Source organism: Absiella sp. AM29-15 (assembly GCF_003434225.1).
Classification (GTDB): Bacteria; Bacillota_I; Bacilli_A; order Erysipelotrichales; family Erysipelotrichaceae; genus Hoskinsella; species Hoskinsella hominis.
On sequence record NZ_QVFL01000015.1, the window covers coordinates 88,045 to 102,143 of the forward strand.

General features: G+C 35.4%; 11 protein-coding genes. 1 reads left to right on the forward strand and 10 read right to left on the reverse strand.

The genetic code is table 11. The annotated features are described in order from the left end of the window. Nucleotides 1-23: 23 nt before the first annotated feature. The 4 genes from DW761_RS14935 to DW761_RS14950 are packed head-to-tail and all read right to left on the reverse strand — an operon-like array spanning nt 24 to nt 3,427. A complete protein-coding gene (locus tag DW761_RS14935; RefSeq protein ID WP_117518597.1) occupies nt 24-1,442 on the reverse strand; it encodes a glycoside hydrolase family 1 protein in 1,419 nt (472 codons plus the stop codon). A gap of 1 nt (nt 1,443) precedes the next feature. After that, nucleotides 1,444-1,785, reverse strand: a complete 342-nt coding sequence (locus tag DW761_RS14940; protein ID WP_233513113.1) for a PTS lactose/cellobiose transporter subunit IIA — start codon at nt 1,783-1,785, stop codon at nt 1,444-1,446. Nucleotides 1,786-1,793: 8 nt separating this feature from the next. Next, the gene (locus DW761_RS14945) at nt 1,794-3,089 is read right to left on the reverse strand and encodes a PTS sugar transporter subunit IIC (protein WP_117518599.1); all 1,296 of its coding nucleotides are present in this window, start codon (nt 3,087-3,089) and stop codon (nt 1,794-1,796) included. Between the two features lie 29 nt (nt 3,090-3,118). After that, nucleotides 3,119-3,427, reverse strand: a complete 309-nt coding sequence (locus DW761_RS14950; protein ID WP_117518600.1) for a PTS sugar transporter subunit IIB — start codon at nt 3,425-3,427, stop codon at nt 3,119-3,121. A gap of 337 nt (nt 3,428-3,764) precedes the next feature. Between DW761_RS14950 and DW761_RS14955 the strand changes: the two genes are divergently transcribed. Beyond that, nucleotides 3,765-5,678 (forward strand): BglG family transcription antiterminator, encoded by a 1,914-nt coding sequence (locus DW761_RS14955; RefSeq protein WP_117518601.1) that lies wholly within the window; start codon nt 3,765-3,767, stop codon nt 5,676-5,678. Nucleotides 5,679-5,687: 9 nt separating this feature from the next. On the opposite strand, the gene DW761_RS14960 is transcribed toward DW761_RS14955, so the two are convergent. The 6 genes from DW761_RS14960 to DW761_RS14985 all read right to left on the reverse strand — a co-directional run bounded on the left by DW761_RS14960 (nt 5,688) and on the right by DW761_RS14985 (nt 14,035). After that, nucleotides 5,688-7,625, reverse strand: a complete 1,938-nt coding sequence (locus DW761_RS14960) for a GGDEF and EAL domain-containing protein (RefSeq protein WP_117518602.1) — start codon at nt 7,623-7,625, stop codon at nt 5,688-5,690. 116 nt (nt 7,626-7,741) lie between these two features. Then, nucleotides 7,742-9,334, reverse strand: a complete 1,593-nt coding sequence (locus DW761_RS14965; RefSeq protein WP_117518603.1) for an NAD(P)/FAD-dependent oxidoreductase — start codon at nt 9,332-9,334, stop codon at nt 7,742-7,744. 12 nt (nt 9,335-9,346) lie between these two features. Beyond that, entirely contained in the window at nt 9,347-10,381 is a 1,035-nt protein-coding gene (locus DW761_RS14970) for an acyltransferase family protein (RefSeq protein ID WP_117518604.1), read from the reverse strand. A gap of 39 nt (nt 10,382-10,420) precedes the next feature. Further along, nucleotides 10,421-11,569, reverse strand: a complete 1,149-nt coding sequence (gene vanT / locus DW761_RS14975; RefSeq protein WP_117453100.1) for a serine racemase VanT catalytic subunit — start codon at nt 11,567-11,569, stop codon at nt 10,421-10,423. A 12-nt stretch (nt 11,570-11,581) separates the two neighbouring features. After that, nucleotides 11,582-12,646: a D-alanine--D-alanine ligase family protein gene (locus DW761_RS14980; RefSeq protein WP_117453099.1), complete on the reverse strand. Its 1,065-nt coding sequence runs from the start codon at nt 12,644-12,646 to the stop codon at nt 11,582-11,584. Between the two features lie 12 nt (nt 12,647-12,658). After that, nucleotides 12,659-14,035: a UDP-N-acetylmuramoyl-tripeptide--D-alanyl-D-alanine ligase gene (locus tag DW761_RS14985; protein ID WP_117518605.1), complete on the reverse strand. Its 1,377-nt coding sequence runs from the start codon at nt 14,033-14,035 to the stop codon at nt 12,659-12,661. Nucleotides 14,036-14,099 lie beyond the last annotated feature (64 nt).

The following is a 14,099-nucleotide window of genomic DNA, read 5'->3' on the forward strand; positions in this document are numbered from 1 at the left end:
TATTTATTCCTTTTCCCTCTCAATTATAGTTCTTCTCCATTTGTTTTGATTACGTTTTGATACCAATAGAAAGAGTCTTTTCTTAAACGTTTTCCCGTACCATTTCCTCGATCATCGATATCTACATAAATATATCCATAACGTTTACTCATTTCACCTTGTGAACAGCTGATGATATCAATTGGTCCCCATGAAGCATATCCAAACACTTCCACACCATCTTTGATTGCTTCTTTCATTGCGGCAATATTGCCTTTTAAATAAGCGATACGATAGTCATCATGTACTTTTCCATCCACAACTTCATCTAATGCGCCTAAACCATTTTCTGCGATAAACATTGGCAGATGATAACGATCCCAATAGTGATTCAAAGAATTTCTAAAGCCTAATGGATCAATTGCCCAGCCCCAGATAGATTTTTCTAAATATGGATTATCTTCTGAAGCATCAGGATTTGCAGATGTTACTTTTGTAAAGTAATAAGAGAAGGATAAGAAATCCACTGTATTTTCTTTCAGCAGCTTCAAATCTTCTTCTGTGATATCAAATGATATATTGTTATCATGGAAGAAACGAATTGCATATCCAGGATATTCACCTTGACATAATACATCAGAATAGAAATATAAATTCATCTGATTACAACGTGTTGCGGCAAATACATCTTCTGGTTTACATGTCGCAGGATATCTTGTATCATCCCCAAGCATCATACCAATTTGTAAATCTGAACTAATTTCATGTGCTGCTTTTGTTGCTTTTGCACATGCCACAAATTGATTATGTAATGCCTGATAAACATCATTTTTACTATATCCTTCTAATAAACCAAGTGATGAAAATTCACCCCATCCACCAAGGCAGTTGATCTGATTTAAAAGAATCCAGTATTTTACTTTGCCTTTATAACGTTCAAATAATGTCACGCAGTATTTCACAAAGTGGTCAATACATGCTGCATCTAAGAATCCGTTTTTTAAAGCCAATGCTACTGGCATTTCATAATGAGAAACTGTCATAACTGGTTCTATGCCATTCTTTAACATTTCATCAATTAAATCATCATAGAATTTTAAACCAGCTTCATTTGGTGTTTCTTCATCACCATTTGGATAAATTCTAGTCCAGTTAAAAGAAGTACGGAAGCATTTAAATCCCATTTCTTTCATTAATGCTAAATCTTCTTTGTATGTATGATAGAAATCAATGGCACTTCGACGTGGATAATATCCTTCTTTATCTGCCAATGCCTGTTCAATATCTTCTTTGGTATGTTTAAAGCCAACGATTTGTTTACGACTGTATACTTCAGGTAGAATTTCAATATCTGCAATAGATGGACCTTTGCCATCTACATCCCATGCACCTTCTGCCTGATTAGCAGCAATCGCACCTCCCCAAAGAAAATCTTTGGGGAAGCCTGTAGGGGCCTGTTTCATATTAGTTCCCTCCATTTGTCAGCTTACGGTATAAACGTAAGATAGAATTTGTCATATTCAATTCACTATATATTGTCATAAGTGTATCTTGAGCGTGAGAGAAAAGAAGTGTTGTTTCTAATTCATCATCTTCGATTGTTCCTTGTATCATTTCTGTTTGAATTCGATGTGCTTCTGTAATTTCTGCCTTTGCTTCTTTCAGTTTAGCATCTATTTCTTCAATATTTCCATCATTTTCAGTCATGATAATAGCTTCATTCATTAAATTACGACAATCACCAGCATGAAGAATAATCTGCATTGCTGCCGCATTTAATTCATCTTTTGATACGTGATCCATCATAATACCTCCTAATTTTCTGCTTCTAATTCTTTTTTCTGTGCTTTTAGAGCTGCTTTTTCAGCTTTTTTACGTGCTTTTTCTTCTTCAGCCTGAATACATTGTTTATCATATACTTTAAAGAAAGGATAGTAAATAATCCATGATAATGCAAAGATAAACAACATGAATAATACGCCTCTTAATCCACCAACAAACCAAGCACAAATAGGTGCAGGTAAATACCAGAATGCGAATACTTCACTAATTCTTGGAATTAGATTAAAGTTTAATGCTAACCAAGTTAATGCAGGTGCTACTAATCCTATAATCCACATTGGTACCATCAAAATAGGGTTGAATGCAACTGGCGCACCAAATACGATTGGTTCATTGATATTTGCCAAACTTGGTACAATTGTTGCTTTACCGATAACTTTACATTTCTTAGATTTAGCTAAGAATAACATCATAAGACCAAGTGCCAGAGTACATCCTCCACCACCAATTGTCCAATAATAGCTTGCACCATATGCATTGATAGCAGGAAGTGCGTTTCCAGCTGCTGCTGCCGCCTGGTTAGCTGCTAAGCCTTGCATAACGATAGTATATTCGATAGGATAAATAACCCATGTAGAAATACCAAATGTATACAGGAATGCATATCCAAAGAAGAATAATAATGTAAATCCAACAAAGCTTTCACCCATTGTTAAGATTGGTGAGAATAAATTAGTAATTGCTTCAGCCATATCAAAGCCTAACAAGAATGTAGAAGCCCATCCAATAACTACAATCAGCAATATAGGAATCAATGTATCAAACCAAACAGTGATAAAATCAGGAATTGCAGAATCTTCACCGAAGAATGAATGTTTCGCAAACATATTCATAACAAATCCAGCGAATAAACCAGCAACTAAAGCAACAAGCATACCACCATTACCTAATAATGAAGTAACTAAAACTAAATTACCATCTGCGTCAAATGTTGGCCCAATTAGCAATAAGTATAAAATCACACCAGCAATAGCCGCTTCACGTTTTGTATTAGGGTGTTTACAATTCTCTAATACATAATAAGGTACTAAGAATGAGATAAATAGTGATAACAATCCCATTGTGAATGAACTAATTGTCCACAAGTCTACAACTCCTGGCATAAATTCATCAACGAAAGAGGCAATTAATGTTACGAATGATCCGATTAAGATCAAAGGCATTGTTGTTAATAATGATGACTGTACTGCACTTACATATGCGTTCTTTGATATTTTATTCATTTTTGGAGCAAATACATTTGACATCCAATCCATAAATTTTTTCATAGTTTTCTCCTTTTATTTTGATTTCTTTTTTATTCGCCTAATAATTCCATTGCGAATTCTAATACTGCTTCCCCATCTAATTCTCCATAAGCATCTTTTGGAATTAATGCTACAGGAACATTGTGAGGATCACAAATTGCTTTTAAATCATTTAGCATATACCCTAAATGTGGTCCTACTAATAATAAATCAATTTCATTGACATAATCTGCTACAGCAGAATCACTTCTTGCTTTCACACTAATGTCAATACCTTCCTCTTTTGCTGCCATACGAATGTTCTTTGCCATGAAACCACTGCTGGCTCCAGTTCCACAAACTAATAAAATGTTTTTCATATCTTTTTTTCTCCTTTACGTAATTTTTTTGATAACTTTCTAGTGAAATAATTTAGGATTGATGATAAAATGTAAGTGAGATATATCTTATACATGTATGGGCAAATACTTGGGGATGTATCTCTTTTTTTATTTTATCATCCAATAACTGTCCTCCTTTCTTCGTTCCTTGTTGACACCTACAGTTTAATTCAGAACACTAGGAACCTCAAATATGAAAAGTTCCGCCTAGTGGGAACTTTTTCCATTGGCTGTTTTATGTCACATTTGATATACTTAATACAGATATGATAGGGTAAATAGCATTATCAAGTATAAAAGAGGGAGGCATTATCCTATGAAAATTACAAAACAAGACAAATTACTTGAATATCTAGCTTCTGAGGGTGAACGCTGGATATCATCAAGTATTCTTTCTGATTATTTATCAGTTTCCACAAGGCAGATTAGAAAGTATATCAACATGATCAATGAAGAATCAGAAAAACCTATCATCTTATCCAGTAATCGTGGATATATGATTGATATGAAAGCTTTTCAGGAATACCGGCTGCATAAGATTACAGACGATGATGATTCCCCATTAACCAGACAGAATTATATTATTCAAAAGCTGGTTAGTGAAAAAGATGGTTACAGTATCTATGATATCGCAGAAGAATTGTATGTCAGTGAAGCAACCATTGAAAATGATTTAAAGAGTGTAAGAAACGTAATAAAAGATTATCATTTGTCTATATCCAGAGAAAAGGACTACATCAGAATGATTGGTTCTGAAAAGAAAAAAAGAAATCTGATGAGTCATCTGATTTCCTCTGATTCTTATGATAATTTTGTGTTAAAAGATGAAGTACGCCTTCTCACCTTCCATTATCACTTTTGGGATTTTCGTACAACCATACGTGAAATCTTTGCCCGAAATGATATCTTTGCGAATGACTATACCCTGAATAATACCGCCCTGCATCTGATTATTATGATTGATCGTATCAGAAGTCATTGTATGTTAGATGAAGATGTGGATATGAATAAAATCAAAAACACCCAGCAATATTGTGTTGCCCAGCAGATTAAAGAATATATCGAAGCAAATTATGATGTCAATGTGAATGATGCGGAATTATACAATTTAACACTTGTTATTAGCAATAATACAACAATGATTGATTATTCCTTTATCACTGCGGATAATATCAATGAATATATCGAACAAAAATATATTGATATCGCACATAAAGTCATTCACAATGTTGAAACATGTTACTACCTGGATGCATTTGATGAGGATTTCATCACGAAGTTTACAATTCATGTAAAGAATATGTTTAATCGTGTAAAGAATGATTATTATGCGAAAAATCCGCTTACCAGTAAAATCAAAGCAACCTATCCTTTGATTTATGATATTGCAGTATTTATCGCTCAGGAGTTTAAGCGTGATTATGATGTGCATCTGACGGAGGATGAAATTACCTTTATTGCTTTCCATATTGGTGCTTATTTTGAAAATAACGTACAGAGTAAAACCAAGGTAACATGTGCCTTTATCTATGCGGATTATTATTCCATCCATAAAAACGTCATGGATAAAATCATCCGCCAGTTTGAGGATAAAATCAATATGAAATATGCGATTTCTATCAATAATTATAATCCTGCGCTATTGCATGCGGATTTGATTATTTCTACAATTGATATGCCATTTCAAAACACATATGTGACCATTCATCCTTTCTTAACAGATAAGGATAACAAAAATCTTCGAGAAGCGATTGAACGTATTGCGGGTATGAAACGTGCAAATGCTTTAAAAGCTTATCTTATGAATTTCTTTGATGAGCGATTGTTTTATAAAAATCCCTCCTTCAAGGATAAAGAAGATGCTATTCATACATTAAGCAATGATGTCGTGGCGCTTAATTATGCAGAAGATACACTGTTTGAGGATGTGATGGCAAGAGAAAAAATGTCCAGTACTGCGTTTCATGATGTTGCTGTCCCACATTCTTTATCCAAGAATGCGAAAACCAGTTTTATTTCAATCGCAATTAGCGAGGAGGGAATGAAATGGGATCAACATATCGTACATATCATTGCGCTCATTGGTGTAAATGAAGATTCCAGAAAGATATTTTCTGAAGTATTTGATGAAATCATTGATATCTTAAGTGAGCCTGTTCATGTAAAAGAATTGATGCAGGCAAAAGATTTTAAAGAATTTATTGAACGTATTAAATTATTAATGAGCTAAAAAAAACTGCTACTGCAGTTTTTTTATTTTGTTTGCGACTTCGTTATGGATAATCGTATCTAATGCCTTCTGCTTTGGCAATGGGCGTGAATAATAATAGCCTTGTAGATAATCACAGCCACAAGATTTCATAAAATCAATATGCTCTTGTGTTTCAATTCCTTCTGCGAGCACATGTAAACCAACTTCTTTAAAAGCTTCTGCCATTTTACGAACCAGAATGGCAGCTTTTTTATCTTTCATAGCCTGCCACACCAGACTTTTATCTATTTTTACAGTATGAAAAGGAACCTTTAAGACATAGGAAATATTAGAGTATCCAGTCCCAAAGTCATCTAATAAAAACTGAATACCATGTTTTGTCATATTGCTCATAAACTGCATGATGGCATCATAGTTGGTCGCCAGCATACTCTCTGTGATTTCAATTTTGATTAGATCATAAGGAATATGATATTGACCAATGATATGTAAAACCTTCTGTTCAACATTTTCCTGCATAAACTGAATAACTGAAAAGTTGACAGAAACACCTACAAAATCAATTGTTTCTTTCATTAGTTCCTTAATAAATATACAAGTTTTCTCTAACACCTGATAAGTAATTGGCGCTATTAAACCATTTTCTTCAGCGATAGGGATAAATTCTTCAGGAGAAACAAATCCTAATGGATTGTCTGGCAGACGCAGTAATGCTTCAGCTTTACGATATGTAGCGGTATGAATATCAAAAATCGGTTGGAAATATACTTCAAAACTGTTTTTTTCCACACATTCTTTTAGTATCTCTACAATCTGATATTTTCGTTTGATATAGTTCATCATCTCATTTGTACAGAAACAGACTGGCTCCTGTTCCTTCTTTTTTGCGGTCATGACAGCATATTCCAGACCTTTGATGACTTCCTCTTCACTGTTTGCGACCATAGGATAACCAATACCGCCGACAACATATTTCAACATGAAATTCATACCAGATACAACCCATGGATTTTTCATTCGTCGATGAATATCCTGCATAGCCTCTCTTACGCGTTGCTCATCACGACAGATAATCGCAAATTCATCTCCACCATAACGGTATAATAATTGCTTTGGCAATAAGGATTTCAAATAAGCACATACCTGTAGTAAGATTTTATCTCCAACATCCTGTCCAAATTTATCATTGATAAACTTAAAATCGCGCAGGGATATTACAAATACAACAAACTCTTTTTTGTCTGTTATTTCCATATTGATCATTTTATTAAATTCTTGCCTGTTTAATAAACTGGTTAACGTATCTGTGAAAATCTGTTTGTTTTGTAGATACAGATATAGTATTAATAAAGCAGATGTTGCTGCTGTTCCTGTCAGGATATATTTAGGATAAAGAAATTGAAAAAGGATCATCAAAGCGGATATGAAAGGAAATACACCTAAGATATAAATCACATTCTTCTCCAGACTTTTGCGTTTATGAATTACAAAAGTAAAAGAGAATAATACATAAATATAAAAGATCACATAGGTCAGCATGATCAAAGGACCATGGGTATAGCCATTTACCTGATCAAAAGAGAATAACAGATGGGTAAATGGATTGCTTAATACCAGCAGAATATAAAAAGTAGAAGGCAGACTAAAAATCAATGCATATTTTTTGATATTTCCTTTATCATAAAAGTTTGCGAGCGTATAAATGAAATATACTACACCCATCATTGGTGTACTTAAATAATAGATGAGTAAAAATGTCATATTTAAAATCACCGGTACTTCCTGATAATGCTCAAGCATGATCGTGGAAATAATATTGGCAATGACGGATAAGAATGTTACCTGAAGACAATACTGAAATGCAAGATTTTTAATGGTAGGAAGCAAGGCCCCTTTTCTTGCGTACGTTAAAATGATACATAAAATGATAGCTGAAACAAATTCAGCCGTGATATCCCATTGCATGTTTTCACCACATTTCCCTTAAATAATTCTATGTAAATTATATCACATATTTATCTCAAGATATAAAACAAAATAGAATAAGCCCATAATATTGGCTTATAATGAAAAAAAGATGCTTAAAGCATCTCGTAATGATAGTATTCTATGATTTTCTCTGCACAGCGAAGTCCATCAATTGCTGCGGATACAATTCCTCCGGCATATCCTGCACCTTCACCACATGGATATAAGCCTTTGACATTGACAGAAGTATACTCTTTATCATCCCGTTGTAGACGTACAGGTGAACTGCTTCTTGTTTCTACACCGGTAAGTATCGCATCCTCCATCGCAAAGCCTTTTAGTTTATGGTCAAATCCAATGATTCCCTGTTTCATCGCTGTTGTGATGGGTTCTGGTAATATATCATGTAGATCACACATATGTACCCCTAATGCATAGCTTGGCTTCACACTTCCAATATGTATACTTGGCTGATGTTTCAAAAAATCTTTGACAAGCTGGGCAGGTGCTTCATAAGTTGAACCAGCGATTTCGTAAGCTTTTTTCTCTAATGTTTCCTGATAAGCGATGCCTTTCATTGGATCATCATCAAAATCATCAGTATGTACCTGAACCAGTATTGCACTATTTGCATTTTCTTTGTCACGGGCATGTTCACTCATCCCATTAACCACAACCCCGCCTTCCATAGAAGTACTTGGTACGACAGTACCGCCAGGACACATACAGAATGTATAGACCCCACGGCCATTATCTGCTTTATGCACCAGACGATATTCTGCAGCGCCTAATCTTGGATGATGGGCATAGGTTTTATATTGTGCTTCATTGATCAGTGCTTGTGGATGTTCAATTCTTGCGCCTACCGCAAATGCTTTGGCCTTCATATAAACGCCACGTTCTTTCAGCATTCGATACGTATCACGAGCACTATGACCAATCGCCAAAATCACGTGTTCACTTTCATATATTTGATCATTGACTTTTACACCAGTGATCTGTCCATTTTCAATCATTAAATCATCTACACAGCTGGAGAAATGAAATTCACCACCTAGAGCGATGATTTCCTTTCGTATTTCTTTTACGATATCTCTTAATAGATCTGTGCCAATATGAGGATGTGCCTGATAAAGGATTTCTTTTGGCGCTCCAAAACGGACAAACTCTTCTAATACCTTATGGATTCTTGCATCCTTGACACGTGTTGTCAGCTTGCCATCAGAAAAAGTTCCTGCACCGCCTTCTCCAAACTGTACATTGCACTGGGTATCCAAAATACCTTCTTTCCAGAACTTTTCAACTTTTTCTACACGTTGTTCTACTGCTTCTCCACGTTCCAATATTACAGGCGCATAGCCCAGCTGTGCAAGCAATAATGCTGAAAACATACCGGCAGGACCAAATCCGACAACGATGGGTCTTTTTTTCATCCCAATAATACCTGGTTTTGGCATATGATAACGTTCATCCGGTGTCAATGTGACATCCTTGATTTTCCTTTTTAGAATCGATTGTTCATGATGTACTTTACAATCAACTGTATAACTGAATATCATATGTCCTTTTCTTGCGTCAATACTTTCCTTAACTATGTGATAATCCAGCAAATCTTCTTCTTTCATATGTAGTTTATGCAGGATTTTTGATGGTAATAAATCTAAAGATTCATCAATATCCAGTTTCAGCTGTGTAATTCGTAACATAGGCGAATCCTCCTAATATAATTGTTTTAAAAGCTTATAATGTTTTGATAAATGGTAGATCAAATAGGAAAACAGGAAGGAACAGCCAATCGTCAATACATAGAATAAGAAAGAATTCATGCTTGGCATCAGCCAGATAAATACTTGGGCAAACAGCATATGTGATACATAAATCAACAAAGACAACACACGGAATGTTTTATACATCGGTTTATGCTTCATATCTACTTGTAGTAATCTTATAAAGATGAAGAATACACATGGGATCAGCATCAAATACATACTGCTTAAATCCTGAATCAGACCATTGATTTTTAATGTGACACATTCAATAACCAATAATACAACTCCAATGCCGGTATATAATGATAACTGATTTGCTTCCATCACAATTTTATAACGGGCCACATAACAACCCAGTATGATAAAGATCATACCAAAGAATAATCCATTTCGTGTCGTGCCAAATATTTGAAGATAAATATCTAATACTTTAGAAATTCCCGGTATAGCGTGAAGAAGCGGCTGATAGATATTTCCCAGCATTCCTATTATATATAATATAAAAGATATCAACATTGTTTTTTTCATGCCCAGTTTGAATACAAGTATGTATACCATGGATACCGCAAATAATAATGCTGGTAAAAACCACAGGTGATAAAAACTTCCTGTAAATAGAAAATCACGTAAATACCGAACGATATCCATAAGATCAAAACCACCGCTGTGAATCAATATAAAATTATATGGCAAATAAATTATAGACCATATGATATATAGTTTTAACAGACGCCAGAAATAATGTTTCCATATCTGTATATTTTCTTCATCATTCCATTTCTTTTTAAAGTTGATTTTTCTAAAGAAGAAAAATCCGCTTGTGATAAAAAAGAATGGCACCGCAAGTCTTGCGATAATGGATACAAGCACAAAATTAGCATTTTTACTGATATCCATTAATGGAAATGTATGGATGCATACTACCAATAATGCGGAAACCAGCTTTGCGACATCAATGGCGTCATAAGTTTTCTTATCTTTCATTTTCCCCCTCCTTTTTCGTGAAAAATAGCCAGTATCTGGCTATTTGTAAATTCTAGGAACACGTGATGCGATCCAGCATAACGTTTCGTTATTGATCGTATTTGCCAGACGGCTCAGTTCATCAATTTTAATTTGTTTATCTCCATCGTTTCCAACAATGGTAACGATATCTCCTTCTTTTACATCTTCAATACCTGTGATATCAATCATCATCTGATCCATACACACATTTCCAATAATTGGCGCATATTGTCCATGTATCAATACCTGATAGCCTTTATTGGAAACACAACGTGGAAATCCATCTGCATATCCAATGGCAACTGTCGCAACCTTTCTAGTTTCACTTGCTTTGAAGTGACGTCCATAACTTACACTTACGCCCGGCTGTATTTGTTTAACCAGGGATACATTGGCTTTCCATGATAAGATGGGTATAAAATCTGGATTGGTGCGAATTTCGATAGCATCATCACTTGTGACACCCATCCATAACAATCCCGGTCTGACATAATCATATTTTAAGTCTGGATAATTCAGGATGCCATAACTGTTTTGTAGATGTTTTGTGCCCGGTTCTATGCCTGCATGACGCAGATCATCTAATACACGATCAAATAATTTGATCTGATTTTCCGTAAAGCGTTTATTTTCCTCATCCAGATAATCACTGACACTGAAATGAGAGAAAATACCACATACATCTAAGTTAGGCAAGCGATATACGTTTGCCACATCATCGATATGATATTCATGATCCTGACAAATGATGCCAATTCTTGACATACCAGTATCTACCTTTACATGCCCGCGAATGATCACATCATGGGCTTTTGCAAAAGCATTGGCTTTTTGTGCATATTCCAGACTAACAAATGTCTGAAGAATGTTATATTTTACTAATAAAGGAAAATGTATGGGAGGTGTATATCCCAGAATCAGAATTTCCTCCTTGATTCCATTTTCTCTTAAATTTACTGCTTCATCTATACTGCTGACACCAAAGAAATCGATTCCACATTTTACCAGTTCCTTTGCACAGGCAACATCGCCATGTCCATAGGCATTGGCTTTGACAATCGCCATGATCTTGCTTGTGGATGGAATCAGTTTTCTTACTTCTTCTACGTTGTGGGAAATCTTTGATAAATCAATTTCCGTCCATGCTCTCGTATCGCTGTTCAGCACATTACCACCTCACTATTTTTCCATTGCCAAATCAACTAGTTTATCCAATAGATCAGGGAATGCAATGCCTGCTTCCTTCATCATACTTGGATAACGTGATGTAGCGGTAAATCCAGGAATGGTGTTTACCTCATTCAATACTATTGTATGTGCGCTTGTCACAAACATGTCTACACGTGTCATACCTTTACAATTCAATGCACGATATGCTTTCTTGGCAATTTCTCTTGCTTGTTCAAATAAATCCTGATCAATGCGTGCTGGACAGAAGATTTCACTATCTACCATCTGATATTTCCCTTCATAATCAAAGAAAGGAGCACTTGTCTGAATTTCATCTACACTTCCTGCAAAGATTTCTTTATTTCCCATGACGGCACAACCAATTTCAAAACCATCAATGGTGGTTTCCAAGATAACTTTGCCTTTTCCATCATGATAGAAAGCATCTTTCATTGCTTCTTCAAAACCTTCAAAGCTGTCCATCTTATGAATGCCAAAGCTGCTTCCGGCATTGGCTGGTTTAATAAAAATCGGTAATCCCAAGGTTTCTTTTGCGTCTTCAAATACTTTGTGATAATCTAAGTTTTCTTCTTCATAAATACACATATATGGTGCACAAGGAACGTTGGCATGTTCTAAAATGATATGTGTCATTTCTTTATCCATACATACCGCAGAGCTCATATGTCCACATCCTACATAAGGAATACCACTTAATTCAAATAAGCCCTGTATGGTGCCATCTTCTCCATTTTTTCCATGTAATACAGGGAAAATACAATCCACTTTCACAAGTTCATAACTTCCATTGTTTAACACAAAGAACCCTTTATCATCAGAAGAACAAGACAATACACAACGTTTACAATGCTCCTTGTTTAACCATGTATCATGTTCAATAGACTCAATATCTCCATCATAGGCATACCATGTGCCATCTTTACTGATACCTACAAACATTAAATCATAACGTTCTTTATTGATTTGATGAATCAAGCTTCCTGCAGAATGTAAAGATACAGGATATTCACTTGATTTACCACCAAAAATAATTGCTAATTTCATCTTACTCATATTTTCTACCTCTTATTTATGTTTTGTTAATTCCTCTACAACTTCATCCAGTTTCATTCCACGTGATCCTTTCACAAGAATCATACAGTTTTTATCCAGATATGGTAATAGATAAGCCAAAAGCTCCTCTTTTGTTTCAAACTGCTGTACGTGTGCCTGTGTATGATCTCTGGCTCCCTGTGCAATATATCTTGCCATTTCACCAATTGTCAATACTTCATTCACCTGATATGCCACCAGATCTTTCCCTAATGTATAATGGATCATATCACTGGTATCACCCAGCTCCAGCATATCGCCCAATACGGCAATCTTATAATCATAATCAAATTCTTCCATCGTATCCATTGCTGCTAAAGCACTGTTTGGATTAGATTTATAAGAATCATTTAAAATGAGTGCCTGTTTGATTCTAACAAGTTCATTTCGTAAACCGGTCTTTTCTATACTATGTAATCCACGCTGGATTTCCTCATCGGACAAGTCCAATGCTTTTGCAGCCAGTATTGCGGCAGCTGCATTACATGCGTTATGTTTGCCAATCATGTCTAAGTGATAAACATGCTCTGTATTTAATGAGAAGCTTACACCTGTTTCATCCTGACGGATGTGATCCACAAATCCATCACATGGCTGTTCTTTACCAAATGTCTTGATACGAATCGTTCCTGGAATCATTTTTGCCTTAACTGCATCATCCAACAGCTTCTGATCACCATTATATATAAATAATCCATGATCATTTAAGCCTTCCACAATCTCCACTTTGGCTTTTGCGATATTTTCCATCGATCCCAGATTTTCCAAATGTGCACATCCAACGTTGGTGATGATTGCGATATCCGGTTTTACCATATTGGTTAAAAAGGAAAGCTCACCAAGATTTTCCATACCCATTTCCACAACAGCAGCTTCAACGTTTTCACTTAGTGACAATAATGTCAAAGGAACACCAATTTCATTATTGAAATTGCCCATTGTTTTCTGTGTTACATAATGTTGAGATAAAATACCCGCCAAAATATCCTTTGTGCTTGTCTTGCCATTACTGCCTGTAATACCAATCACTTTCATATCCAGCTGGTGACGATAACTTTCTGCCAGTTTCTGTAAGGCAGCTGTGGTATCTTCCACTAAAATGACGACTACATCCTGTGGAGGATTGGGTTCATTTCTTTCCCAAAGCACTGCTTTGGCCCCATTGTCAATGGCCTGACGTACATAATCATGCCCATTGTTATTTGCGCCGTGAATTGGTATATATAAGTTACCTTCCACAACTTTTCTTGAGTCGATACAGACACCATATACTTTTTCTTCAATGTCTGCGTTTTCTATATAATCCGCATCTAACATACGGATAATTGCATCAATAGATCGTATCATCATGCTTCATCATACGCCCTTTCATTTTCTAACTCGTATATTATAGCATAACACCCCGTATTTCGGG

Excerpts from the sequence above, each read along its gene's own strand:
- DW761_RS14935 (WP_117518597.1), bottom strand. The coding sequence starts at position 1,442 with ATGAAACAGGCCCCTACAGGCTTCCCCAAAGATTTTCTTTGGGGAGGT.
- DW761_RS14940 (WP_233513113.1), bottom strand. The coding sequence starts at position 1,785 with ATGATGGATCACGTATCAAAAGATGAATTAAATGCGGCAGCAATGCAG.
- DW761_RS14945 (WP_117518599.1), bottom strand. The coding sequence starts at position 3,089 with ATGAAAAAATTTATGGATTGGATGTCAAATGTATTTGCTCCAAAAATG.
- DW761_RS14950 (WP_117518600.1), bottom strand. The coding sequence starts at position 3,427 with ATGAAAAACATTTTATTAGTTTGTGGAACTGGAGCCAGCAGTGGTTTC.
- DW761_RS14955 (WP_117518601.1), top strand. The coding sequence starts at position 3,765 with ATGAAAATTACAAAACAAGACAAATTACTTGAATATCTAGCTTCTGAG.
- DW761_RS14960 (WP_117518602.1), bottom strand. The coding sequence starts at position 7,625 with ATGCAATGGGATATCACGGCTGAATTTGTTTCAGCTATCATTTTATGT.
- DW761_RS14965 (WP_117518603.1), bottom strand. The coding sequence starts at position 9,334 with ATGTTACGAATTACACAGCTGAAACTGGATATTGATGAATCTTTAGAT.
- DW761_RS14970 (WP_117518604.1), bottom strand. The coding sequence starts at position 10,381 with ATGAAAGATAAGAAAACTTATGACGCCATTGATGTCGCAAAGCTGGTT.
- DW761_RS14980 (WP_117453099.1), bottom strand. The coding sequence starts at position 12,646 with ATGAGTAAGATGAAATTAGCAATTATTTTTGGTGGTAAATCAAGTGAA.
- DW761_RS14985 (WP_117518605.1), bottom strand. The coding sequence starts at position 14,035 with ATGATGATACGATCTATTGATGCAATTATCCGTATGTTAGATGCGGAT.